A 24,017-nucleotide genomic window follows, 5' to 3' on the forward strand; every position below is an offset into this window, starting at 1 on the left:
GCCGAGGCATGCGTTAAGACGGGTTTAAGCCGCGCTTCTCATGCTGCCGGCCATGCCGACACCTGAACCCCGAGATTTCTCCGCAGCCCCCGCGCAGGGCCCCTCCTTCAAAAGCACCCTGCTGTGGACCCTGGCGGCGCTGGCCGTGGTCTTGGCCTGGGATGCCAGCGCCCTGGACCTGGCCATGGCCCGCTGGTTTGGCGAAGCCGATGGCTTTGCGCTGCGTTCGGACTGGTTCTTCGTGAACATCGCCCACGAAGGCGCACGCCGCCTGGCCTGGCTGGTGGTGCTGGGCCTGACGCTGTGCGTCTGGCGGCCCGTGGGCCCGCTGCGCCTGCTGCCCCATGGGCGGCGCGTGCAGCTGGTGGCGGGCATCTTGCTGTCGCTGGCCCTGATATCGCTGCTCAAGTACACCAGCGCGACCAGCTGCCCCTGGGACCTGGCCGAGTTCGGCGGTGTGGCGCGCCATGTCTCGCACTGGTCGCTGGGCCTGGCCGATGGCGGGCCGGGGCGCTGCTTTCCCGCAGGCCATGCCTCGGCAGGCTTTGCCTTTCTGGCCGGGTATTTCGCGCTGCGCCGCCATGCACCGCGCGCAGCCTGGATCTGGCTGGCCGTCTCGCTGGCCGCAGGCCTGTCGATGGGGCTGGCCCAGCAGATGCGCGGCGCCCATTTCATGAGCCACACGCTGTGGACCGGCTGGCTGTGCTGGACGGCGGGCTGGCTCTTCGACCTGGCGGTCACGCGTGCGCTGCGGACCCGGGACAGCGCGCCTGACTCCCTGTGGCCCGCCGCCAGCCTTCCGCCTTCCGCACCCTGATCGAGCATTGCAATGCTGCCCCTGGACCCCGCCCTGTTCACGCTGCTGAACGCCAACGCGCAAACGCCCGCCATCTCGATCGAGGCGGCGCGCGCCATCTCCTCCTGGCTTCCCTCGCTGTGCGCCGTTCCCGTGATGGCCGGGCTGCTGCGCGGCTCGCCCGCCCTGCGCCGCACCCTGGTGCTGGCCCTGCTGTCCATGCTGGCCGCCTGGGCCGTGGCGCGGCTGATCCGCTGGGGCTTTCCGGCGCCGCGTCCTGCCCAGCTGGGCATGGGCGTGCAATGGGTGGATCACGCGCTGCGGTCCAGCTTCCCGAGCATGCACGCCACGGGCGCCTTTGCCCTGGCCCAGGCGCTGACCCTGGGCTGCACGCGCCACCGTCGCTGGGTCATGGTGTCAGCCTGGTCGCTGGCCCTGGGCATGGCCTGGAGCCGCGTGCACCTGGGCGTGCACTTCCCGTCCGATGTGGTCGGCGGTGCCATCGTGGGCATCTGCAGCGCCACCCTGGTCTGGCATGCCGCGCTGTGGCGCCGCCGTGCAGGCGGGCCGCTGCTGGCACGCCTGGGCTCAGGCACGCTCTGAAACAAAGAACCCGGGAAGACCTGTGGGCCTGTCCCGGGTGGGTTCAATTACTGACGCGCAGCGGATGCGTGCGCATCAGTTCACACGACATATCTTCAGCATGTTGGTGCCACCGGGCTGGCCCATGGGCTCGCCGCAGGTGATGGCATAGACATCGCCGCTTTGCACGATGTTGCGCGCGCGCAGATGGCCTTCGGCCTGGTCCAGCGCGGTGTCGCGGTCGGCGCTGGTGTCCATGAGCAGGGGGCGCACGTTGCGGTACATGGCCATCTTGCGCTGCGTGGAGATCTTGGGCGTGAGCGCGTAGATGGGGATGTGGATGCGGTGGCGGCTCATCCACAGCGCGGTGGAGCCGCTGTCCGTCATGGCGACGATGGCCTTGGCGCCCAGGTGGTGGGCCGTGAACAGCGCGCCGATGGCGATCGACTGGTCGATGCGCGAGAACTGGCGGCCGGTGAACTCGGCATCGCTGTCCGGGTCTTCGGCGGCTTCTGCGGCGGCGCAGATCTTGGCCATTTCCTGCACGGTCTCCAGCGGGTACTTGCCGGCGGCGGTCTCGGCGCTGAGCATGACGGCGTCCGTGCCGTCCAGCACGGCGTTGGCCACGTCGCTGACCTCGGCGCGCGTGGGCACGGGGTTGGTGATCATGCTCTCCATCATCTGCGTGGCGGTGATCACGAACTTGTCCATGTCGCGCGCCATGCGGATCATCTTCTTTTGCAGCGCGGGCACGGCCGCGTTGCCCACTTCCACGGCCAGGTCGCCACGGGCGACCATGATGCCGTCGGAGACATGCAGGATCTCTTCCAAGCGCGGAATGGCCTCGGCACGCTCGATCTTGGCGATCAGGCCGGGCTTGTGGCCGTACTGGGCCGCAGCCACGTTGCACAGCTGGCGCGCCATCTCCATGTCGGTGGCGTTCTTGGGAAAGCTCACGGCCACGTAGTCGGCCTGGAAGCTCATGGCGGTCTTGATGTCCTCCATGTCCTTGGCCGTCAGCGCCGGGGCCGTCAGGCCGCCGCCCTGCTTGTTGATGCCCTTGTTGTTGGACAGCTCGCCGCCCAGCTTGACGGTGGTGTGCACCTCGTCGCCGCGCACATGGTCCACGGTCAGCACGATCAGGCCGTCGTTGAGCAGCAGCACATCACCGGGCTTCACGTCGCGCGGCAGCTCCTTGTAGTCCAGGCCCACGCCGCCAAGGTCGCCGGGCGCGGTGCGCGATGCGTCGAGCACGAAGCGCGCGCCGGGCTCCAGCATGACCTTGCCTTCGGCGAACTTGCCGACGCGGATCTTGGGGCCCTGCAGGTCGGCCATGATGGCCACCTCGCGGCCTGCGCGCTGGGCCGCCTCGCGCACCATGGTGGCGCGGTCGATGTGGTCCTGCGCCTTGCCGTGGCTGAAATTCAGGCGCACCACGTTGACGCCTTCACGCACCATCTGTTCCAGCAGTTGCGGGTCGCTGGAAGCGGGGCCCAGGGTGGCGACGATCTTGGTGGCACGGCGGACTTGCATGGAATGTCTCTCGCTCAGGGTTTGTAATCGGGTTTCAATTCTCACACGAATGCGGTTACATGAAGGCAACATTCCGGCATGCGGCCAAGGGCTGAAAGCCAGGCCCCAGGCACACCGCAGATCGCGCAGGCGCGGCACGCAGCGCATCGCAAAGCACCGTGGCGCCTGGCCTTTGCCGCTATGGGTTTTGATGCTGCAGCGCAGCATCGCCGGCGCAGGCACGCCGCCATGCCTGCCGCCTGTGAAAGCAGTTTTGCCCGGGACGTTCGCAATGCCTGCCGCCCGCGTGTCGAACCCGCGACAGCCTCGCGCCCCTCCTGGCGTTTGAATGCCCTGCGCGCCTTGTTCGACAAACCAACGACAGGAGACAGACATGGGACATGCTCACGACCATGGACACACGCACGACGACGCCCCGCTGATGGAGGATCTGCTCAGGAACGCCCCCAGCAACTGGGGCCGCTGGGGACCCGACGACGAGGTCGGGGCGCTGAACTTCCTCACGCCCGCCGAGGTGCTGCGCGGCGTGTCCCACATCCGCTCGGGCGAGACGTTCACGCTGCAGCGGCTGATCGGCGACCCGCGCGGCGATCCGGTCTGGCCCGGCCGCACACCGGCCGAGCGCACCATGGTGTTTGACGAGTCCAGCTGGGACGGCCCCGATGCACCCCGGTTCCCCGGCGGCCTGCACTATGCCGATGACAAGCTGGACGCCTTCCTGCAGGGATCGACCCAGTACGACGCGCTGGGCCATGTCTGGTACGGCGGGCGCATCTGGAATGGCTATGACGCGCGCACCACCGTCGGCGGGCTGGACAAGGCCAGCGTGGAGGCGCTGGGCGCGCGCGGCATCGTGGGGCGCGGTGTGCTGCTGGACATGGCGCGCCACCGCGGCAAGGCAGCGCTGGAGCGTGCCGAAACCTTCACGCACGAAGACCTGATGGCCTGCGCCAAGGCCCAGGGACACACCATAGAAAAGCACGACATCCTGATCGTGCGCACCAATTTCCTGTCGGGCTTCTACGAAGACCAGGCGAGCTTCTACGACGACTTCTGCGAGCCCGGCCTGACCTACTCGCCCGAACTCGTGGACTGGTTCCATGCGATGGAGATCCCCAACCTGGTCACCGACACCATCGCCAACGAAGTCACCATGGACCCCGTGCACGGCGTGGCCCTGCCGCTGCACTGCGCGCTGATGCGCAACCTGGGCGTGACGCTGACCGAGATCTGCGACCTGGAGGCCCTGGCCGACAGCTGCGCGCACGACGGCCGCTACACCTTTCTGTACGTGGCCGCGCCGCTGAAGATCCACCGCGCCACGGGCTCGCCCGTCAATCCCGTGGTGATCAAATGAGCGCGGCCCCATCGCACGACAGGCCATGGCTGGGCCTTTACGCGCCGGGCCAGCCGGCCGAGATGCGGCCGCAGTTCAGCAACATGCTCGACCTGTTCGAAGCCTCGCTGGCTGCGGCACCCGGCTGCGCCATCGTGCGCTACTTCGACGGCGGGCTGAACCTGCGCGAACTCGACCAGGCCGCCAGCGCGCTGGCCCATGCGCTGCAGGCGCGGGGCTTTGCGGCCGGCGACCGGCTGGCCCTCTATACGCAGAACAATCCGGCCTTCGTCATCGGCCTGGTGGCGGCCTGGAAGCTGGGCGGTATCGCCGTGCCGGTCAATCCCATGAACCGGCAGCGCGAGCTGCACTACATCCTGCACAACGCGGGCACCCAGGCCCTGCTGTGCCTGGACCAGCTGTACCTGGACGTGGCCCGCGAAGTGCATGCGGCCGGCGGCCTGCCGCTGGCCACCGTGGTCACCACATCGGCGCTGGACTGGCAGACGCGCGGCGATGCGCGCGTGCTCGGCGACGGTCCGCGCCTGCCGGTGGCCGATGGCACGCTGGACCTGCTTGCGCTGGTGCAGGCCGGCGGCCAGCCCGCGCCGCTGGCGCGCCGGCCCGCGGCGGGCGATACGGCCGTGATCACCTACACATCGGGCACCACGGGCCAGCCCAAGGGCGCCATGAACACGCATGGCAACCTGGCCTTCAATGCCCAGACCTACCGCGACTGGATAGGCATCACGGCGGACGACAGCGTGCTGGGCCTGGCGCCGCTGTTCCACATCACCGGCCTGGTCGGCCATGTGGCCCTGGCCCTGCTGGTGCCCTGCCCGCTGGTGCTCAGCCACCGCTTCCATCCCGAGACCATGCTCGAATCCATGCGCGAGCACCGGCCCAGCTTCACCATCGGCGCCATCACCGCCTTCGTGGCGCTGATGAACCACCCGGGCGTCTCGCGCGAGGATTTCCGCAGCTTCAAGGCCTTGTACTCGGGCGGCGCGCCCATTGCGCCGGCCGTGATCCAGGCCTTCGAGCAGCTTTCGGGCCTGGCCATCCACAACGCCTTCGGCATGACCGAGACCTGCTCGCCCACGCACTTCGTTCCGCTGGGCGCGCGGGCGCCGGTGGACCCGGCCTCGGGTGCGCTGTCCATCGGTGTGCCGGTCTATGGCACGGTGGTGCGCATCATCGACGACCAGCACCGCGAGGCCGCGCCGGGCGAGATCGGCGAGATCGTCTCGGCCGGCCCGCAGATCATGTCCGGCTACTGGAACCTGCCCGAAGCCACGGCCGACGCCATGTTCGAGGGCGGGCTGCGCACGGGCGACGTGGGCTTCATGGACGAGCGCGGCTGGTTCTACCTGGTGGACCGCAAGAAGGACATGATCAACGCCGCCGGCTACAAGGTCTGGCCGCGCGAGGTCGAGGACGTGCTCTACACCCACCCCGCCGTGCGCGAGGCCGCCGTCATCGGCGTGCCAGACGACTACCGGGGCGAGACCGTCAAGGCCGTGGTCTCGCTGAAAGCGGGCCGGCAGGCCGCGCCCGAGGAACTCATCGCCCATTGCAAGGCACACATGGCCGCCTACAAGGTGCCGCGCATCGTCGAGCTGCGCGAGGAACTGCCCAAGACCGTGACCGGAAAGATTCTGCGCAGGCAGCTGCGCTGAGTCCTCCTGCATCGCTCTGCAGAATCAGACGGGGCCGCATTGACCCGGCAGGCGGCCTCTCTCTAGCATCGCCTGTTCATATCTGCGGCCCCCCAGGGTTCGCAGGCAGCAGCCAGAACATCCGGTGCCCCTTGGTTTCGCATGCTCAGCCAACCCGTCCACCGCTTTGCCATGCCACCAGAAAATCCAACATGCTCGACCGGCGACATTTTGTTCTGAGCGCCCTCGCCTCCTCGGCCCTGACCGCCTGCGGCGGCGGCGCACCCGCCAACCGCTACCTCCAGACACCCCTGCTCGCCAGCCATGCTGGCTACGGCGCGCGCTTCACGGAACCCGACTTCGTCAACGGCTGGGGCATTGCCATCCGCCCGGCCGGCGCAGGCGGCCATTTCTGGATTGGCGGCGGTGGCACTTCCTGGCAATTCCTGGGTGACGTCTCGCGCTCGTCCGAGCCAAGCCTGCGCACACTGCGCCAGGACGGCCTTCGCAAGGTGGCCGTGCCCCAGTCGGACTCCCGCATCGACGACGGCAGCGCAGGCAAGGTCACTGGCGTGGTCTACCACGGCGCGCCCCTGGAATCCCACCTGTTCCGCGTGCGCAGCCAGCCCGCAGGCGGGCGCCTGCTCGACGGCGCGGCGCGCTTCGTCTTCGTGACCGACAGCGGCAGCGTCAGCGCCTGGACCGAGCGCGACGCCGAGACGGGCGCCATCGTGCGCGTGGACGGCCCAGCCGTCGAGGTCTTCGATGGCACGGGCCGGGGCATGGCCTTCTTCGGCGCGGCCCTGCATACGGGCCGCTGGGACCGTCTGTGGCTGGCCGATTTCGGCGACCAGCCTCAGATCCGCACACTGGACGCGCAGTGGCAGCTCACCCCCACCCAGGGCTTCGTCAACCCCTTCGCCAGCGGCCCTGCCGGCGTTGCCAGACCTGGCGATCCCGTGCCGTTCAACATCCAGGTTGTCAACGACGGCTCAAGAGACCGCGTCTTCGTGCTCTACGCCATGAGCCAGCCCGACCCCGAGGACGCCAGCGCCTTCTTCGCGGGTGAGGAAGATGCCATGGATGCAGAGCGCGAGGCCGCAACCGGCAACCGCCCCGCGCGCGGCAAGCTGGCCGAGTTCGATCTGGACGGCCGCCTGCAGCGGATCTATTCAGACGACGGCAGGCTCAACGCGCCCTGGGGCGTGGCCATCGCACCGCCCGACTTCGGGCCGCTATCGGGCCGGTTGCTGGTGGGCAACTTCGGCGGCGCGGGCCGCATCTGCGCCTTCGACCTGGACAGCGGCAGCTACGTGGACGAGCTGCGCGATGGCCAGGATCGCCCGGTCGCCATACCCGGCCTGTGGGCGCTGCAGTTCGGCAACGGCGTGGCCCTGGGCGACAGCAACGCCCTGTACTTCGCGGCCGGCCCCAAGGATGAGACCGAAGGCTTGTTCGGCTCGCTGAGGTTTGGCTAGAGTCACACCAGCCCGTGCGAGAGCAGATAGGTGATCGCATGGGCCACCATGGCCGCCTCCAGGCCATAGCGCCAGAACAGGAAGCCGCCCACGGCGCCGTGGACGATTTCGAACAGCAGCAGCTGCAGCACCAGCCCGTCCGACAGGCCGCCCCAGGTACCCCAGGCCAGCGCCAGCTGCAGCAAGCCCCAGAGCAGGGCCGACAGCATCACCGACCACCAGCCCAGCATCCAGCCCGGGCGGCGGTCGGTGCGCCCGCTCAGCCGCCACAGCAGCCACATCACCAGCGTCATGCCGCCCAGGCGCATCACCAGCTCGGCCGTGATGCCCGCGTACAGGATCTTGGCGCCCAGCGGCATGGCGTAGACGGGGTCGATCAGGGTCAGGTCGTCGGGCCAGGCCAGGGCCAGGGTCACCAGCCAGGCCGCGCCGACCACGCCGCCGGCCAGCCCTGGCAACGTGAGGTAGCGCACGGCGCGCTGGGGCGAACGCCCGGCCACCCAGGTGGTCAACAGCGGTGCGGACAGGCCCAGCCTTGGCCCCAGCCACACCCCGACGCCCACGGGCAGGGCCAGCAGCGCGGCCATCACGCCAATGCCGGCCAGCGGCGTGGCCAGCGGCTCCACGGGCAGGCCCAGCAGGCGCATCCAGTCGGGCAGCACGAACCAGGCCATGGCCGCCACGCCGGGCAGGCCCAGCAGCCAGAGCACCGTGAAGATGCGCCAGCTCAGCCGCGGCAGCGCGGGTGGGACATAGGCCGATGGGGCGGGCATGAGGGTGGACACGGGGCCGGTGGTGGGCAGGCTGGCGTTGTCAGTCACGCATCAAGGCTTCTATCTCGTCGGGCTCCACGGGCACGCCACGCGTGATCAGCTCGCAGCCCGTCTCGGTGACGATGGCATCGTCCTCGATGCGGATGCCGATGTTGTGGAACTGCTCGGGCACGCCGGCCGCAGGGCGCACGTAGATGCCCGGCTCGATGGTGGTGCACATTCCCGGGCGCAGGATGCGGCTGGGGCGGTTGGTGATGGTCTCGCCCGACAGCGGGTCCTTGCGCTCGTGCGACTGGCCCAGCTCCGAGGGCTCCACATAGCTGCCGCAGTCGTGCACGTCCATGCCCAGCCAGTGGCCCGTGCGGTGCATGTAGAACTGGAAGAAGGCGCGCTGCTCGATCACGTCCTGGGCGTTGCCATAGACCTTTTTGTCCAGCAGGCCCAGGTCCAGCATGCCCTGCGCCAGCACGGCCACGGTGGCGTCGTGCGGATCGTTGAAACGCGCACCGGCGCGCGTGGCCGCCACGGCGGCCTTCTGGCTGTCCAGCACCAGCTCGTAGAGCGCGCGCTGCGGGCCGGTGAAGCGGCCATCGGCAGGGAAGGTGCGCGTGATGTCGCTGGCGTAGCCGTCGAGCTCGCAGCCCGCGTCGATCAGCACTAGCTCGCCCGCATGCACGGGCGCCTTGTCGGCCTGGTAGTGCAGCACGCAGGCGTTGGCGCCGGCCGCCACGATGGAGCCGTAGGCCACGTACTGCGAGCCCTGCTGGCGGAATTCATGCAGCAACTCGGCGTCGAGGTGGTATTCGCGCACCTCCTGGCCTGCGCGCAGCATGCGTGCCGAGCGCTGCATGGCGCGGATATGGGCCTGGGCGCTGATGGCGGCGGCGCGGCGCATGATGTCCTGCTCATGCGCGTCCTTGACCAGGCGCATCTCGTCCAGCAGCGTGCACAGGTCGCCCTGCTCGGCCGGGCACAGCGCGCCAAAGCGCACGCGCGCGCGCACCTGGCCCAGCCAGCCTTCCACGCGCACGGCCAGGCCTTCATGCGTGGCGAACGGATACCAGAGGCGGCCCCGGTTCTCCAGCAGGCGGGGCAGGCGCGTATCGATTTCGGCGCTGGAAAACGCCTGGCTCACGCCCAGCGTGGCCACGGCGGCCTCGGGGCCCAGGCGGATGCCGTCCCAGATTTCGCGCTCCAGGTCCTTGGGCTGGCAGAACAGCACGCTGGTGCCGTCGGCGGCCAGCACCAGGCAGGCGTTGGGCTCGGCAAAGCCGGTCAGGTAGTAGAAGTAGCTGTCGTGGCGGTACAGGTAGCCGGTGTCCCGGTTGCGCTGACGCTCGGGAGCGGTGGGAATGATGGCGATGCCGCCAGCGCCCAACTGGGCGGCCAAGCGTGCGCGGCGTTGAGCGTAAACAGATGTCATACAGCTATCGTACTGCCGTCCGGGGTTCTCCACAGTCCCCTGAACAGGGGAACTTGGGGGTCGGACAGCAGGCGTCAGGCTGGATTCAGTGCAGGCGCCGTCACTGCCCCAGGGCGCGCCGGTTCCAGGGCGCCTTCATCAGAACGCGCGCCAATCCGCAAAAGCCCGTGGCACCGGCCACGATCAGGCCGCAGCCCACGAAGGCCGACAGCAGGTGCCACCACGGGGACACCGTGGCGCCGAGCACGGCGCCCAGCAGCGCCAGCCCGCCCGCGCCCAGTTGCACCTGGCGCTGCAGCTCCAGCGGCTGGCGGCTGTCGCGCAGCACGGGCAGGCCTTGTGCCTTCCAGGCGTCCAGGCCGCCGTCGAGCACATGGCCGGCACAGCCGGGCGGCAAGGCTGCCGCCAGGGCCTGGGCGTTGAGGCGCGTGCGGTGGCCGGAGCGGCAGTGAAACACAACGGCGGCGGGCGCGCCGGCCAGGGCTCCCGCCGCCAGGCGATCCATGGGCAAGCTGCGGGCGCCGCCTATGCGTTCGCGCGCATGTTCGTCCGGCGCGCGGATGTCGATGAGCCAGGCGCCCTGCTCCTGCATCTGGCGGGCGGCTTGGGAGGAGACGGAGGAAAGGGACATGGATCAGCTCCTTGGGAACAGAGGATTTCAGGCGCAGAAGATGCTCTTGAGCGTGGCCACCAGCTTTTGCACATCGGGATTGGCGATGCGGTAGTACAGCGTCTGCGACTCGCGGCGGTAGGCGACCAGACCCTCTTCGCGCATGCGGGCCAGGTGCTGGGACAGGGCCGACTGGCTCAGCGGGATCTGCTGCAGCAATTCGCCCACGGACAGCTCGCCATGCTCGATCAGCAGGCACAGCACCAGCAGGCGCCTCTCGTTGCCCACGGCGCGCAGCAGCGCGGCGGCACGTGCAGCGCCCTGCTGCAAAAAGGCCTGTTCGGGAGAGAGCGTCGGTTCGGTCATGGTTGATCAAGAACAATCTAATTTAGCAAATTCTAATATAATTGCCGACAGGCTGCACACGAGCCATCGAACCAGGAGTGCCTCCATGACATCACCGCTGCGCATTGCACCGTTCTTCGACGCCAAAACCCACACCGTGACCTACCTGGCCTGGGACGCGGACACGGCCGATGCCGCCGTCATCGACCCCGTGCTCGACTACGACCACGCCAGCGGCCAGGCCCACACCGGCTCGGCCGATGCCGTGCTGGACGCCGCGCAGGCCCAGGGCCTGCGAGTGCGCTGGATTCTGGAAACCCATGCCCATGCCGATCACCTCAGCGCAGCCCCGTACCTGCGCGAGCGCACGGGCGCCCCGATTGCCGTGGGCGAGCACATCCGCGAGGTGCAGCGCATCTTCCGCCCCGTCTTCAACCTGCCCGCGTCCGGCGGCGACCAGCCCTTCGACCGGCTGCTGGCCGACGGCGACAGCCTGCCGCTGGGCGGGCTGCGCATCGAGGTGATGCACACGCCCGGCCATACGCCGGCCTGCGTGTCCTACCGCATCGCGGACGCGGTCTTCGTGGGCGATACGCTGTTCATGCCCGACTACGGCACGGCGCGCGCCGACTTCCCCGGCGGCGATGCGGGCACGCTGTTCCGCTCCATCCAGCGCCTGCTGGCCCTGCCGCCCGCAACGCGGTTGTTCATGTGCCATGACTACAAGGCGCCGGGCCGCGACCGCCATGCCTGGGAAACCACGGTGGACGCGCAACGCGCCGGCAATGTGCATGTGCACACGGGCGTGGACGAGGCCAGCTTCGTGGCCATGCGCAACCAGCGAGACGCCACGCTGTCCGCGCCCGCCCTGCTGCTGCCCGCCATCCAGGTCAACATGCATGCAGGGCATTGGCCTGCGGCCGAGGCCAATGGTGTGCACTACCTCAAAATCCCGCTGCGCATGAAGCACCGGCCCCGGGCAGCGGACGCAAAGCAGGCGTAGAGTCGTCCGTTGCCTCTCCCACCCCTCTTGCGACACCCCAGGACAAAGGACCTTCCATGATCCACAGCGCCCACGCCACCAGCACGGACACCCCCTATCGCGTCACGCTCGGCGACCCCCAAGGCCACAGCTGGCATGTGGACGAACCTGCGGACAAGGGCGGCGGCGACACGGCGCCCAACCCGCTGCAGCTGCTGCTGTCGGCCCTGGGCGCCTGCACCACGGTCACGCTGCAGATGTACGCGGCGCGCAAGCAGTGGAAGCTGGAGCAGGTGGACGTGCAACTGCGCCTGAACCCCGAAGGCACGCCGGCCAGCGGCAACCTGATCGAGCGCCAGATCACGCTGCAAGGCGCGCTGGACGACGAGCAGCGCCAGCGCCTGCTGCAGGTGGCCGAGGCCTGCCCCGTGCACAAGCTGCTGGCCGGCGAGGTGCACATCCAGACCGCGCTGCAGTTGCCGGCCTGAGCGCGGGCCGGGCCACCATGCAAAAAGCCCTGCAGCTGTCAGGCCGCAGGGCTTTTGGGAGTGGATGGGGACATGGCCGGCGTCAGGCTTGGCTGACCTCGATCTCCCCGGTGTCGACATAGAGCTCGAACTCGCGCTTGGCCAGCGACACGGTGATCGGCTGCTCGTCCTGGGTCCAGGACAGCACATAGCTTCCGATGGCCGTGGCCACCTGCACACGGGTGCCGCGCGGAATGTCTTCCAGGGGGCCGTCGCCTACCCGGTGCTGCACATTGCCGGTGACCGTGGCTTCGAACTTCTCGGGGAATCGCTGGACTTCCACGGCGCTCTGGACCGCCTCTTCAGCGGCTTCGGCTTGCGTCTGTACGGATGTATTCATGGCGTTTTCTCCTGTAAGAGTGAGGCCGGCGCCCGCCAAAATGGCGGGCGCCGGTCCGTTCTTCGAATGTAAACAATGTTCCTGAGAACGCGCTGTCAGCGAACAGGCCCAATCGATGCGAGCCGCGTTTGCCTGCTGCGCCGCGCTGCACGACACTGGTGGCTTCCCCCACGAAACAGGCCGATCCGACCATGTCCGACACGTCCCAGCCCCAGACCCAACCCCAGCACCTGCCCACCCGCACCGCCGATGTGGGCGGCATTCCCATCCAGCGCGCCATTCCCCAGCGCGCCCTGCGCAAGGTCGGCGCCTGGTGCTTTCTCGACCACGCCGGACCTGCCGACCCCGCGCCACCGGGCATGCAGGTCGGCCCGCATCCGCACATCGGCCTGCAGACCTTCACCTGGATGATCCGCGGCGAAGTGCTGCACCGCGACAGCCTGGGCCACACCCAGATCATCCGCCCCGGCCAGGTCAACCTGATGACGGCCGGCCACGGCATCGCCCACTCCGAGGAAAGCCAGACGCCCTCGCACATCCACGCCGCACAGCTGTGGATTGCGCTGCCCGAGTCGCACCGCAACGGTCCGCCGCGCTTCCAGCACTACCCCGAGCTGCCCAGGACCACGGTGGGCGACTTCACGGCCACGGTGCTGGCCGGCGAAGCGCTGGGCCTGACATCGCCGGCCGAGGTGCACACGCCCCTGATGAGCGTGGACCTGCATGCGGACAGCGCGGGCAATGGCAATGCCGTCGCCACGCTGCCGCTGCGCGCCGATTTCGAGCATGCCGTGCTCAGCCTGGAAGGCAGCGTGAGCGTGAACGGCCAGCCCCTGCCGGTGGAGGAACTGCTCTACCTGCCCCTGGGCACGGCCTCGGTCGCCATCGAGACCACGCCCGGCAGCCGTCTGCTGGTCATTGGCGGCGAGCCCATGGATGAAGCCATCTTGCTGTGGTGGAACTTCGTGGCCCGCACCAGCGAGGAGATCGCCGAGGCCCGCGCGCAATGGGAAGCGGAGGCCGGTCAGGATGCGCAGGCCCTGCCCGCAGGTGCGGCGCGCCGCTTCGGGCCGCCGCTGGCATCGCCCCTGAAGCCGCTGCATGCGCCTTCGCTGGACGGCGTGGTGCTGCGCGCCTCGCGTTGAACGCGCTTGCTGCGGTAATCGACCTGCAGCCATGGCCCTGCCCAACCAAAAGGCGCCCCAAATGGGGCGCCTTGCCGTTTGTGTTGCGGGAATTTCGAGGGTCAGGCCGGGCTGGCCGCATCCACCTCGGTGCCGTCTTCCACGCCGCGAACGCTCTCGCGGCCGTTCTTGTCCTTGAGCTTGCCCAGGTCGGTCTCCACGGCCCGCTTCAGCTTTTCAATGGCCGCGTTGAAGGCATCCTTGACCTTTTCAGCCTCGGCGTTCACGGCGATCGGCGGGCGGCCATTGGCCCGGGTCTCCAGAACGCAGCGCTTGCCGGGAGCGCCGGAGGTCTTGAGCGCATCGACGCCGGTGAGGAAAACCTCCACGCGTACCACGTAGTCCTTGAATCTCGCCAGCTTGGCGTTGATCTCTTCCTGCGCCCATTGCGCCAAGGACTCGCCACCCTGGATCGAATCGTCGGCATGAACCTGAACTTGCATGCATATCCTCCTAGTCGCCAAAAGCCGCACCACCGGCGCGGCGGGGTTGTCGGGGCCATTGATGAACTGGCGAATCCATCGTAACGCCATGCGGGCTGCCTGCACAGCAAGTCGCACCCTGCGTCGTCAGGTTTTTCGCGCTGCAGCATCCGCAGCCCCAACCCCTGCCTACAGGCTACACCCGCGGGCGGGGCGCCTGCACGAATGGACGGAAAAAGCTTGAGATGCCTCAAGACAACTCTTGCATTCACCTACACCTATTTGCAGTGATGGCCCTGCGCCGGTCGCGGGCGTTCAACCCCTTCCTACAGGTCGCAGGCACGATTGGGCTTACAACGTGGTCATCAGGACTTTCCCCTTGCCCACCACCCCATGAGCCCACTTGCCTCACGCCGCCTCAAGATCGGCCTTTCGGCCTGTTTCTCCCATGCGGACCCGCAGCGTCCGCTTTTCACGGGCAAGACGCTGCAGTACGTGGAGCAATCGATAGCGCACTGGATCATGTCGGCCGGCGCCATGGTGGTGATGGTGCCCTGCCCCACAGGAGAGACCGCGCGCGGCGACGTGACGCTGGAGCACTATGCCGAGTGGCTGGACGGCGTGGTCATGCACGGCGGCGCCGATGTCTGGCCCGGCAGCTATGGCGAGGAACCCATGCGCCCCGAATGGCTGGGCGACCGCGTGCGCGACCTCTACGACCTGGCCGTGGTCGAGGCGTTTTCCCAGGCCGGCAAGCCCATCTTCGGCGTCTGCCGCGGTCTGCAGCTGATCAACGTGGCCTTCGGCGGAACGCTCTACCAGGACATCGAGACCCAGGTGCCCGGCTCGCAGCTGCACCGCAATCCCACCGAGTACGACCGCCACTACCACGACATCGCCATCGTGCCCGGCAGCCGGCTGGAGGCGCTGTACCCCACGCTGGACCGCGCACGCGTGAACAGCATCCACCACCAGGGCATCAAGGACGTGGCGCCCGAGTTCGATGTGGAGGCCTGGAGCCTGCCCGACCGCATTCCCGAGGCCATCTTCCGCAAGCCCGGCACGCTCAAGAGCTATATCGCGGCCACGCAGTGGCACCCCGAATTCCAGTTCCGCAACCCGGACACCAGCACGCTGGATGACAGCGTGCTGCTGCGCGACTTCCTGGCTGCCTGCTCACGCGCCCGCGTGAGCCCGGCCGTGAGCCACAGCCCCTTCCAGATCCGCAACCGCGCAGCACGCCTGCTGCGCCGCGCCTTGCTTCGCAGGCATTGACGGCCCGGCGCCTCCAAGCGCCTGCGCCACCACCTGCTGCAACTGCCCGCGCAGCCACGCATGGGCGGGATCGGCCTGGTGGCGCGTGTGCCAGATCATGAACATGGGCAGCGGCGGGCAGTCCACGGGCACGGCAAAGCTGGCCAGCGATGACAGGGCCGTGCGGCCCAGCAGCGACGGCGCCGTCGCCAGCAGCGGCGTGCCGCGCACAAAGGCGGCCAGCGCCGCAAAGCCCGGCACGCGCACGGCAAAGCGGCGCTCCAGCCCGCGCGCCTGCAGTTGCAGGTCCAGGTCCAGCGCCTGGCGGTCGGCATAGGCCACGGTGGCGTGGTCGGCGTGCAGATAGTCGGCCAGGCTGGCCGGCGGCTGTCGCACGGCGCTGTCATAGAAGACTGCGTACTCATCGCTGAACAGGCGCTTTTGCACGATGTCCGTGGCATCGGGCGGGCGCGGGCTGATGGCCAGCAGGCAGGCGTCCGAGCGCAGCAGTTCGGCATCCGGCGCGCCGCTGTCGATCACGCGCAGCACCGTCCCGGGCGCGGCTGAGCGCAGGCGCTGGGCCAGCGCGGGCAGCAGCAGTTCGCGCTGCAGGTCGTTGGCGGCAATGGTGATCTCGGCACGCCAGTGCGCGGGGTCAAAGCTGGGCCCCTGGCCGAACTGCTGCATCTGCCGCAGCAGCTCGCGCGCCGGGTCCTGCAGCGCCAGCGCATGGGCCGTGGGCGCAATGCCCCGCCCCTGCCGCACGAACAATCGGTCGCCCGTGATGGCGCGCAGCTTGTCCAGCAGATGGCTGACGGCCGATTGCGTCACGCCCAGGCGCTGCGCCGCCGCCGTGACGCTGCCGGTCTCCAGCACGGCCAGCAGCAGTTGCAGCAGCCTGCCATCGAGCTGCGATCCATCGATTTGTCTCATGCATTCCATGATTGGCCGCCGCTTTATCTTTGGCAACGCGGGCCGGACACTGCCGCTGATCCAACGCAAATACCGGAGACAAAACATGGCCGATCAGCCGCAGATTCCCGGCACCACCCTGTTCGACGGCAGGCAGGCCCGCAAGGGCTATGCGCTCAACAGCATGTGCTTTTCCTTCAACGAGCTGGCCAACCGCCAGGCCTTCCTGGCCGACGAGGAGGCCTATATGCGCAGCTACGGGCTGAACCAGGAGCAGGCCGAGGCCGTGCGCGCCCGCAACGTGCTGCAGATGATCGCGGCCGGCGGCAACGCCTACTACCTGGCCAAGCTGGCCGGCATCTTTCACCTGGACATGCAGGACATAGGCGCCCAGCAGACCGGCATGACCAAGGCCGAATTCCAGGCCCTGCTGCGCTCGCACGCCTGAGCCCCGCCGCAGACCACACGCAAGACACAGCACAGGAGACACCCACCATGGCACATCTCATCGGCGGCCTCGGCACCTCGCACATACCCGCCATCGGCAACGCCATCCACAAGGGCCTGCAGAACGAGCCCTACTGGAAGCCCTTCTTCGACGGCTTCCCGCCCATCCGCGAATGGCTGGCCACGCAGCGCCCCGACGTGGTGGTGATGTTCTACAACGACCACGGCCTGAACTTCTTCCTCGACAAAATGCCCACCTTCGCCGTGGGCGCGGCCGAGCGCTACTGCAACGCCGACGAAGGCTGGGGCATTCCCACGCTGGCACCGCTGCGCGGCCACACGGAGCTGTCATGGCACCTGATCGAGTCCCTGGTGGGCGAGGATTTCGACGTGGTCAGCTGCCAGGAAATGCTGGTGGACCACGCCTGCACGCTGCCGCTCAAGCTGTTCTGGCCCGAGGGCGACTGCCCTGTGGCCGTCGTGCCGGTGTGCATCAACACCGTGCAGTTCCCGCTGCCCTCGGCACGCCGCTGCTATGCGCTGGGCCAGGCCGTGGGCCGGGCCATCGCGCGCTGGAACAGCGACCAGCGCGTGGCCGTCATTGCCTCAGGAGGCCTGTCGCACCAGCTCGATGGCGAGCGCGCGGGCTTCATCAACAAGGCCTTCGACCTGCAGTTCCTTGAAAGCATGGCCACCAATCCCGAATGGGCCACGCAGTTCAGCGTGCATGAACTGGTGGAAAAGACCGGCACCCAGGGCGTGGAACTGCTGATGTGGCTGGCCATGCGCGGCGCCCTGTCCGCGGCTGCGCCCGGCGTGCGCCGCGTGCACGGCAACTACCACATACCGATCTCCAACACCGCCACGGCGCTGCTGGCGCTGGAGGCGGTCTAGTCGGAAAACACAAAGGCCGCCGGGCATGCCAGGCGGCCTTTGTGCTTTGCGGGGCCGTGCGGACCGGGTGTATCCCGGCCCTGCCTCTCAATGGTGGTGGCCGTGGCCGCCGTGCACGTGGCGGTGCTCGATTTCCTCGGGCTTGGCCGCGCGCACTTCAGTCACCTTGCAGGCAAAGTGCAGCGCCATGCCGGCCAGCGGGTGGTTGCCGTCCAGCAGCACCACGGGGCCCTTGATCTTGACCACGTGGTAGATCTGGGGCTGGCCCTGGTCATCGGTGCCGCGCAGCTGGCCGCCGACCTTCACGCCGGGCGGGAACTCGCCCTTGGGGATGGTGCGGGTCAGGCTCTCGTCGCGCGCGCCGAAGGCGTCTTCCACGGCCAGGTCCACGGTCAGCGTGTCGCCCACGGCCTTGCCGTCCAGGGCGGCTTCCACCTTGGCGAAGATGTTGTCGTAGCCGCCGTGCAGATAGGCCACGTCGCCCTTGTCGAGCAGTTTGCCCAGCTTGTCGGTGATCTTGTAGTTGATGGTGACGGCGGTGTCTTTGGTGATGTTCATGGCAAAGGCCTTGGAAAACCGCAGCGCAGAAGGCGCGCCGCGCAAAGCTGCCATTGTCGGCGACCTGGGGCATTCCAGCGTCGCGGCCGTGGGTTCACCGGCCGCCCAACCTCAAGCCAGGCACTCGCGCGCACATTCGAGCAGGCTGCGCGCCCAGCGCGCGCGGGCCGAGGTGTTCAGCCACAGCAGGCCGACCTTGCGCGCATCGGCGGGGCGGGAGCCAGCTCCGTCCGCAGCAGCGCCCTGCTCCGGCAGCGCCAGCACGCGCACGTCGCGGCCCTGGGAGAGCACGGGGCCTATGTCGGGCACCAGGCCCACGCCCAGGCCCTGGTCCACCATCATGGCCACGGCCAGCACCGAGTTCAGTTCCATGCGCTCCAGCGGCGCAATGCCCTGGGCGCGCAGGTAGCGGTCGGCCAGCCGGCCACCGGCCAGGGAACGGTCGTAGCGCACCAGGGGCCGGGTGCGCAGCAGGGCCAGCGGGTCCTGCTGCGCATCGCGGGCACGGCACAGCACGACCAAAGGCTCCTGGCGCAGCTCGGCCCAGCACACGGTCTTGGGCAGGTCGAACGAGGGTTGCAGGCAGATCAGCACGTCCAGCTCGGACTGGACCAGGGCCGTGTACAGCTCGGGCGTGAGGCCGGCGCGCACGCTGATGCGCACCTCGGCGTGGCGCGCCACGAAGGCCCGCATCACGGCGGGCACAAAGCCGTGCAGCGCCGTGTTCACGGTGCCCAGCCGCAGCTCGCCGCCGTCCGCGTCCGAGGCCACCCATTCGCGCAGGCCCTCGAAGTCCTGCAGCAACTGGCGACCACGCTCGAACAGCCGCTCGCCCGCCTCGGTGGCGCGCACGCTGCGGCCATGGCGCACCAGCAGCGGCGCGCCCAGCTCGCCCTCCAGCACGCGCATCTGCTGGGCAATGGCCGAGGGGCTCAGGTCCAGCTGGCGAGCGGCTTCGGACATGGAGCCGGTGTCCACCACTCTCAAGAAATTGTGTATGTATCTCACGTCCATTTCACACATTTTCTTGAATCACAACGCAGATGCAACTGCTGTTTTCCCAGGCTGTGCTGCACCACACTGCGTGACAACGACTATTTCAGGAGACAGACGCATGGATTCCCGGCCCACCTCTCAAACCGCTCAAGCCTCTCAGACCTCTTTGCCGCGCCGGATGTGGCTGTCCACCGCCGCCGCCGCGCTGGCCGCCTGTGCGCTGCCGGCCTGGGCCCAAAAGCGCGGCAGCCGACTGGTGGTGCCGTTTGCGCCGGGCGGCGGCAACGATGTGTTTGCGCGGCAGATGGCGCATGGCCTCAACGAGTCCTTCGGCTACGGGATGATCGTGGAGAACAAGGCCGGCGCGGGCGGCAACCTGGGCACGGAAGCCGTGGTGCGTGCAGCCGGCGACGGCAGCACCTGGCTGCTGGGCCATACGGGCACGGTGTCCATCAATCCCTCGCTGTACCCGGGCCTCAAGTTCAATGCAGCCACCGATCTGCAGCCGGTGGCCATGTTCGCTTCGTCGGCCCTGCTGCTGGTCGTGCCGGCTTCCTCGCCCGCGCGCAGCGTGGCCGATCTGGCCGAGCAGATGCGCAAGCGCAGCGGCGAGATGAACTACGCCTCCAGCGGCTCGGGCACGGGCGGCCACCTGACGGGCGAGATGTTCGCCCACGCTCTGGGCGCCAAGGCCATCCACGTGCCATACAAGGGCACGGCCCCGTCGCTGACCGACCTGGTGGGCGGCAATGTGGATTTCAGCTTTGGCGTGATTCCCGCGGCCATGGCCCTGGTGAAGGCCGGCAAGCTGCGCGCCCTGGCCGTGACCGGCGCCAAACGCCAGCCCCAGCTGCCCGACGTGCCCACGGTGGCCGAGTCCGGCGTGCGTGCGCTGGCCGACTTCGAGAGCTCGCTGACCTACGGCATCCTCGCGCCCAAGGGCACGCCTGCCGAGACGGTGCGCGCGCTGGGGCGCGACATCCTCAAGGTGGCGTCTTCCGAATCCTTCCAGTCGCGCCTGGGCATCGAGGGCGCCGTGCCGCTGCTGGGCGATGGCGCGCAGTACGCGGCCCGCATCCAGGTGGAGAGCGCCAAGTGGGCGGCCGTGATCAAGGCCTCGGGCGCCACGGCCTGAGACCGGCAAGGACAGCATGTCATTGGTGAAGGACTATCTGGGCCCCGCCGACAGCGGCCACTGGTTTGCAGACGCGCGCTGGCTGCAGGCGCTGCTGCGCTTCGAGAGCGCGCTGGCCCAGGCCCAGGCCGACTGCGGCCTGGTGCCGCGCCCGGCCGCCGAGGCCATTGCGCGCGCCTGCGCGCAGGCGCCGCTCACGTGCGAAGGCGTGGTGGAGCAGGCACGCGCCAGCGGCGCGCTGGGCCTGGCCGTGGTGCGGCCGCTGCAGCAGTGGCTGCAGGCCCACGCCCCGGAAGGCCTGCCCTGGCTGCACTGGGGTGCGACCACGCAGGACGCCGTGGACACGGCGCAGGCCCTGCTCACGCAGCCGGCCCTGCAGGCGCTGCTGGCCGAGCTGGACGCGCTGCAGTCCGCACTGCAGGCCCTGGCCCGCACGCACGCGGCCACGCCCATGCTGGCGCGCAGCCTGCTGCAGCCCGCGCAGATCACCAGCTTCGGATTCAAGTGCGCGCAGTCGGCTGCCGCCGTGGGCCGCAGCATCGAACAGTTTGAAAGGCTTGCCACCGCTGCGCTGTGCGTGCAATTGGGCGGCGCCGTGGGCAATGGCGCCGTGCTGGGAAGCCACCGTGCCGAGGTGGAGCAGGCACTGGCCCGGCGCCTGAGCCTGTCGGCCTGCGGCCGCAGCTGGCATACCCAGCGCGACGACTGGATGCGCCTGGCCATGGAGGCCGCCGTATGCGGCGGCAGCCTGGCCAAGCTGGCCAAGGACTGGTCGCTGATGTCGCAGTACGAGGTGGGCGAGGTCAGCGAGGCGCCGCGCGGCAGCACCTCCAGCGCCATGCCGCACAAGCGCAATCCCGTGCACCTGATGCAGGCGGTGGCACAGGCCCAGGCCGTGCCCCAGCTTGCGGCCCTGCTGCTGGGCTGCATGGCCCAGGCCCATGAGCGCGCGCTGGGCGAGTGGCAGTCCGAGGTCGCGCACTGGCCCGACCTGTGGCGCCATGTGCATGGCGCCGCCGCCGCATTGCGCCAGGCCGCGCAGTCGCTGCAGGTGCATCCGCAGCGCATGCTGGGCCATGTGCGGGGCCTGCACGGACTGGTGTTTTCAGAGGCCTGCGTGCACGCCATGGCGCCCTGGACAGGCAAGCCCGAGGCCCTGGCCGCCGTGGAACTGCTGGCCCCGCAGGCGCTGGAGCAGGGGCGCGAGCTGCGCCTGCTGCTGGCCGAATGGGCCGCGCCCCGGCTGGACGCAGCGGCCCTGCAGGCGCTGCAAGATGCGCTGGCCCGGGCCTGCGACCCGGCCCGCGCCGTGCAGGCATCGCATGATGCGTGCCTGGCGCTGCTGGCAGCGCCGCAGACCCACGCCCACGCCAATGCCCATTCCCATGCTTGACACAGGAACCCCGCCATGACCGAATCTTCCGCCGACGCCCTGCAGCGCGGCCTTGCCAACCGCCGCCGCGTGCTGGGCGATGAATGGGTGGACCAATCCGTGGCGCGCGCCAACGAACTGAATGTGGAGTTCCAGCGCATGATCACGGCCTATGCCTGGGACGGCATCTGGAGCCGCCCCGGCCTGGAGCGCCGCACGCGCCGCATCATGGTGCTGGCCATCACGGCATCCATGGGCCGCTGGGAAGAGTTCGAGCTGCACATCCGCACGGGCCTGCTGGCCGACCCGTCCGATGCCGAGGCCGCGCCGCTGGACCTGGACACCATCCGCGAAGTGCTGCTGCAGACCGCCGTCTATGCCGGCGTGCCCGCAGGCAACACCGGCATGGCCATCACGCTGAAGATCCTCAAGGAGCTGGGGCGCACGCCCGCGCCGGCCAGCTTTCATCCACCCGCAGACGCGACCTGACGCGGCCTGACCGGACTCAGGCAGCCGGCGGCTGCTCCTCGGCCGCAGCGCCCGGATAGCGCGCAAAGCGCCGGTTCTCTGCGCCATGCACCGGGTCCTGCTCGGCCCAGGGCCACCCGCCGAACTGGGTGCGCCGGTAGTCCTGCATGGCCTGCATGATTTCCTGCTGCGTGTTCATCACGAAGGGGCCGTACTGCGCCACGCTCTCGCCAATGGGGCGGCCCTGCAGCACCAGGCATTCCACGGCGTCGGCGCCGCTGTTGTGCAGTTCCCAGTCCTGCGTGGCATCCACATGCAGGGCCGCATGCTGTGCCAGCGCCGTGGGCCCGACCTGCAGTGCCTGGCCTGCAAAGAAATACAGCATGCGCTGCGTGTCCGCGCCGGCTGCGCGCGGCAGCGTCCAGCGTGCGCCGGGCTCCAGGCGCAGCGTCCAGATGGCAACGTCGCCCTCGGGTTGCGAGGCCCAGGATTCGGGCGGCGGCGGCAGGGCGGCCGCCGTGCCGGGCAGGCTGCCTGCCACCACGGTGACCACGGTCCTGCGGCCTGCGGCGTCTGCGTGCTCCAGGCGCGGGATGCGTTCGTTCCAGAACATGGTGAAGTGCGGCTCCACCATCTTGGAGCGCGCAGGCAGGTTCAGCCAGATCTGGAACAGCTCCAGCGGATTGGGCGCGTCGCTGTCGAGCAGCGGGAACATCTCCGAATGCTGGATTCCCTTGCCGGCCGTCAGCCACTGCACGTCGCCGCCGCCAAAGCGCGCGGCCGCGCCCAGCGAATCGGAATGGTCGATCAGGCCCTTGCGCACCAGGGTCACGGTCTCGAAGCCGCGGTGCGGGTGGCCGGGAAAGCCCGGCACGCCGTCGCCGTGGTACATGGAAAAGCCGTCCTTGCGGCTGAAGTCGCTGCCCATCTGGCGGCCTTCCAGGTCCACGGCCTGCACGCCCAGGCGGCCATCGCTGGGCGGATAGGCATCGTCATGGTGGGCACAGAACAGGAAGGGGTCCATGGTGGGCCACAGCGGGCCCAGTGGCTGGCTCTGGAGGACGGGGGTGGTGGCTGCGGTCATCGTGGCTCCTGTGAGGCTGCGCCCGCAAGAAAAAAGGGGGCGCTGCATTCTCGGACAGATGCGGCCCCCGCGCCCGTTTTGAAAGCCACCATGGCTGGGACAGTGCGGCCCAGGAATGCAACGCCCGCCGGGTCAGTTGCGCGGCGGCGTCACCAGGCCCTTTTGCACGGCCGGGCGCGCCACGAAGGCGGCCAGCACGCGCTGCAGCTCGGGAAAGCGCTCCCAGCCCAGCAGTTCGGCCGCGTTGTAGCCCTGCTCCACCACCATGTTGCGTACCCAGGGCCACAGGGCGATGTCGGCAATGGTGAACTGCTCGCCCATCACCCAGGCGCGGCCGGCCAGGCGGCGCTCCAGCACGCCCAGCAGGCGCACGGACTCGTTCACGTAGCGGTCGCGCGGGCGCTTGTCCTCGAAGTCCTTGCCCGCGAATTTGTGGAAGAACCCCAGCTGGCCGAACATGGGGCCGACGCCCCCCATCTGGAACATCAGCCACTGCAGCGTTTCATAGCGCGCTGCCGGGTCGGCGGGCAGCAGCGGGCTGCCGGACTTCTCGGCCAGGTAGACCAGGATGGCGCCCGATTCAAACAGCGCCAGCGGCTTTCCGCCCGGGCCTTGCGGGTCCAGGATGGCCGGGATCTTGTTGTTGGGAAAGGTGTCCACGAACTCGGGCGAGAGCTGGTCATTGCTCTCGAAGCCCACGCGGTGCGCCTCATACGGCAGGCCCATCTCCTCCAGAGCGATCGACACCTTGACGCCGTTGGGCGTGGGCAGGGAATACAGCTGGATGCGGTCCGGCTGCGTGGCCGGCCACTTGCGCGTGACGGAAAAGGCGGAAAGCGGATTCTGTGAAGTCATGGGGCACCTTGAAGGCTGGACGGGTTCGCCAAGAAATCGATGGCCGCTGCATC

General features: G+C 68.9%; 26 protein-coding genes. 14 read left to right on the forward strand and 12 right to left on the reverse strand.

The window, feature by feature from the left end; translation table 11 throughout:
* The first annotated feature begins 40 nt into the window (after positions 1 to 40).
* Both INR38_RS16805 and INR38_RS16810 read left to right on the forward strand, forming a co-directional pair.
* The gene (locus INR38_RS16805; protein ID WP_207443416.1) at positions 41 to 817 is read left to right on the forward strand and encodes a phosphatase PAP2 family protein; all 777 of its coding nucleotides are present in this window, start codon (positions 41 to 43) and stop codon (positions 815 to 817) included.
* 12 nt (positions 818 to 829) lie between these two features.
* Positions 830 to 1,399 (forward strand): phosphatase PAP2 family protein, encoded by a 570-nt coding sequence (locus tag INR38_RS16810; protein WP_207443417.1) that lies wholly within the window; start codon positions 830 to 832, stop codon positions 1,397 to 1,399.
* Between the two features lie 75 nt (positions 1,400 to 1,474).
* Here the strand turns inward: INR38_RS16810 and pyk are convergent, their stop codons facing one another.
* Complete coding sequence (pyk, locus tag INR38_RS16815) at positions 1,475 to 2,911, reverse strand: pyruvate kinase (RefSeq protein WP_012202862.1); 1,437 nt, start codon at positions 2,909 to 2,911, stop codon at positions 1,475 to 1,477.
* 373 nt (positions 2,912 to 3,284) lie between these two features.
* Here pyk and INR38_RS16820 point away from each other — a divergent pair, with 373 nt between their 5' ends.
* From INR38_RS16820 to INR38_RS16830, 3 genes are all read left to right on the forward strand, one after another.
* Complete coding sequence (locus tag INR38_RS16820; RefSeq protein ID WP_207443418.1) at positions 3,285 to 4,268, forward strand: cyclase family protein; 984 nt, start codon at positions 3,285 to 3,287, stop codon at positions 4,266 to 4,268.
* Entirely contained in the window at positions 4,265 to 5,926 is a 1,662-nt protein-coding gene (locus INR38_RS16825) for an AMP-binding protein (RefSeq protein ID WP_207443419.1), read from the forward strand. Before INR38_RS16820 ends, INR38_RS16825 begins: the two co-directional genes overlap by 4 nt.
* 191 nt (positions 5,927 to 6,117) lie before the next feature.
* On the forward strand, positions 6,118 to 7,383 hold the full coding sequence (locus tag INR38_RS16830; RefSeq protein WP_012202859.1) for a TIGR03118 family protein: 1,266 nt from the start codon (positions 6,118 to 6,120) through the stop codon (positions 7,381 to 7,383).
* Positions 7,384 to 7,385: 2 nt separating this feature from the next.
* On the opposite strand, the gene INR38_RS16835 is transcribed toward INR38_RS16830, so the two are convergent.
* From INR38_RS16835 to INR38_RS16850, 4 genes are all read right to left on the reverse strand, one after another.
* Positions 7,386 to 8,204 carry a hypothetical protein gene (locus INR38_RS16835; RefSeq protein ID WP_012202858.1) on the reverse strand — a complete coding sequence of 273 codons (819 nt, stop codon included), beginning with the start codon at positions 8,202 to 8,204 and terminating at the stop codon, positions 7,386 to 7,388.
* Entirely contained in the window at positions 8,197 to 9,579 is a 1,383-nt protein-coding gene (locus tag INR38_RS16840) for an aminopeptidase P N-terminal domain-containing protein (protein WP_097204092.1), read from the reverse strand. The genes INR38_RS16835 and INR38_RS16840 overlap by 8 nt, the downstream gene beginning before the upstream one ends.
* Before the next feature lie 100 nt (positions 9,580 to 9,679).
* Entirely contained in the window at positions 9,680 to 10,210 is a 531-nt protein-coding gene (locus INR38_RS16845) for a rhodanese family protein (RefSeq protein WP_088165822.1), read from the reverse strand.
* 27 nt (positions 10,211 to 10,237) lie between these two features.
* Positions 10,238 to 10,555, reverse strand: a complete 318-nt coding sequence (locus INR38_RS16850; protein ID WP_012202855.1) for a metalloregulator ArsR/SmtB family transcription factor — start codon at positions 10,553 to 10,555, stop codon at positions 10,238 to 10,240.
* Between the two features lie 85 nt (positions 10,556 to 10,640).
* Here INR38_RS16850 and INR38_RS16855 point away from each other — a divergent pair, with 85 nt between their 5' ends.
* Complete coding sequence (locus INR38_RS16855; RefSeq protein ID WP_207443420.1) at positions 10,641 to 11,537, forward strand: MBL fold metallo-hydrolase; 897 nt, start codon at positions 10,641 to 10,643, stop codon at positions 11,535 to 11,537.
* Positions 11,538 to 11,593: 56 nt separating this feature from the next.
* Positions 11,594 to 12,004, forward strand: a complete 411-nt coding sequence (locus INR38_RS16860; RefSeq protein WP_012202853.1) for an OsmC family protein — start codon at positions 11,594 to 11,596, stop codon at positions 12,002 to 12,004.
* Between the two features lie 82 nt (positions 12,005 to 12,086).
* Here INR38_RS16860 and INR38_RS16865 read toward each other — a convergent pair whose 3' ends face one another.
* Positions 12,087 to 12,383: a hypothetical protein gene (locus INR38_RS16865; RefSeq protein WP_012202852.1), complete on the reverse strand. Its 297-nt coding sequence runs from the start codon at positions 12,381 to 12,383 to the stop codon at positions 12,087 to 12,089.
* 191 nt (positions 12,384 to 12,574) lie between these two features.
* On the opposite strand from INR38_RS16865, the gene INR38_RS16870 reads away from it, so the two are divergent.
* Positions 12,575 to 13,528, forward strand: a complete 954-nt coding sequence (locus INR38_RS16870; RefSeq protein WP_207443421.1) for a pirin family protein — start codon at positions 12,575 to 12,577, stop codon at positions 13,526 to 13,528.
* Between the two features lie 101 nt (positions 13,529 to 13,629).
* Here INR38_RS16870 and INR38_RS16875 read toward each other — a convergent pair whose 3' ends face one another.
* Entirely contained in the window at positions 13,630 to 14,010 is a 381-nt protein-coding gene (locus INR38_RS16875; protein ID WP_012202850.1) for an HPF/RaiA family ribosome-associated protein, read from the reverse strand.
* Positions 14,011 to 14,382: 372 nt separating this feature from the next.
* On the opposite strand from INR38_RS16875, the gene INR38_RS16880 reads away from it, so the two are divergent.
* On the forward strand, positions 14,383 to 15,264 hold the full coding sequence (locus INR38_RS16880) for a type 1 glutamine amidotransferase (protein ID WP_012202849.1): 882 nt from the start codon (positions 14,383 to 14,385) through the stop codon (positions 15,262 to 15,264).
* Here INR38_RS16880 and INR38_RS16885 read toward each other — a convergent pair.
* On the reverse strand, positions 15,166 to 16,185 hold the full coding sequence (locus tag INR38_RS16885; RefSeq protein ID WP_207443422.1) for a LysR family transcriptional regulator: 1,020 nt from the start codon (positions 16,183 to 16,185) through the stop codon (positions 15,166 to 15,168). The genes INR38_RS16880 and INR38_RS16885 overlap by 99 nt on opposite strands.
* Before the next feature lie 76 nt (positions 16,186 to 16,261).
* Between INR38_RS16885 and INR38_RS16890 the strand changes: the two genes are divergently transcribed.
* Together INR38_RS16890 and INR38_RS16895 are read left to right on the forward strand one after the other, a co-directional pair.
* Positions 16,262 to 16,603 (forward strand): protocatechuate 4,5-dioxygenase subunit alpha, encoded by a 342-nt coding sequence (locus INR38_RS16890; protein ID WP_016449852.1) that lies wholly within the window; start codon positions 16,262 to 16,264, stop codon positions 16,601 to 16,603.
* A gap of 47 nt (positions 16,604 to 16,650) precedes the next feature.
* Positions 16,651 to 17,496 (forward strand): class III extradiol dioxygenase family protein, encoded by an 846-nt coding sequence (locus INR38_RS16895; RefSeq protein WP_207443423.1) that lies wholly within the window; start codon positions 16,651 to 16,653, stop codon positions 17,494 to 17,496.
* An 87-nt stretch (positions 17,497 to 17,583) separates the two neighbouring features.
* Here the strand turns inward: INR38_RS16895 and INR38_RS16900 are convergent, their stop codons facing one another.
* Both INR38_RS16900 and INR38_RS16905 read right to left on the reverse strand, forming a co-directional pair.
* On the reverse strand, positions 17,584 to 18,054 hold the full coding sequence (locus INR38_RS16900) for a peptidylprolyl isomerase (protein WP_034399899.1): 471 nt from the start codon (positions 18,052 to 18,054) through the stop codon (positions 17,584 to 17,586).
* 111 nt (positions 18,055 to 18,165) lie between these two features.
* Positions 18,166 to 19,068, reverse strand: coding sequence for a LysR family transcriptional regulator (locus tag INR38_RS16905; protein WP_043825400.1), 903 nt, complete (start codon positions 19,066 to 19,068; stop codon positions 18,166 to 18,168).
* A gap of 100 nt (positions 19,069 to 19,168) precedes the next feature.
* Here INR38_RS16905 and INR38_RS16910 point away from each other — a divergent pair, with 100 nt between their 5' ends.
* The 3 genes from INR38_RS16910 to INR38_RS16920 are packed head-to-tail and all read left to right on the forward strand — an operon-like array spanning position 19,169 to position 22,046.
* The gene (locus INR38_RS16910) at positions 19,169 to 20,185 is read left to right on the forward strand and encodes a tripartite tricarboxylate transporter substrate binding protein (protein WP_192367422.1); all 1,017 of its coding nucleotides are present in this window, start codon (positions 19,169 to 19,171) and stop codon (positions 20,183 to 20,185) included.
* A gap of 16 nt (positions 20,186 to 20,201) precedes the next feature.
* Positions 20,202 to 21,578: a lyase family protein gene (locus INR38_RS16915; RefSeq protein WP_207443424.1), complete on the forward strand. Its 1,377-nt coding sequence runs from the start codon at positions 20,202 to 20,204 to the stop codon at positions 21,576 to 21,578.
* A gap of 15 nt (positions 21,579 to 21,593) precedes the next feature.
* Positions 21,594 to 22,046 (forward strand): carboxymuconolactone decarboxylase family protein, encoded by a 453-nt coding sequence (locus INR38_RS16920; protein ID WP_207443425.1) that lies wholly within the window; start codon positions 21,594 to 21,596, stop codon positions 22,044 to 22,046.
* Positions 22,047 to 22,062: 16 nt separating this feature from the next.
* Here INR38_RS16920 and INR38_RS16925 read toward each other — a convergent pair whose 3' ends face one another.
* Both INR38_RS16925 and INR38_RS16930 read right to left on the reverse strand, forming a co-directional pair.
* Entirely contained in the window at positions 22,063 to 23,109 is a 1,047-nt protein-coding gene (locus INR38_RS16925; RefSeq protein WP_043825395.1) for a pirin family protein, read from the reverse strand.
* Positions 23,110 to 23,241: 132 nt separating this feature from the next.
* A complete protein-coding gene (locus INR38_RS16930; RefSeq protein ID WP_071954138.1) occupies positions 23,242 to 23,964 on the reverse strand; it encodes a glutathione S-transferase C-terminal domain-containing protein in 723 nt (240 codons plus the stop codon).
* Positions 23,965 to 24,017 lie beyond the last annotated feature (53 nt).

Origin of the sequence: Delftia sp. SD018 (assembly GCF_017355445.1) — a bacterium.
GTDB classification, from domain to species: Bacteria; Pseudomonadota; Gammaproteobacteria; order Burkholderiales; family Burkholderiaceae_C; genus Comamonas; species Comamonas acidovorans.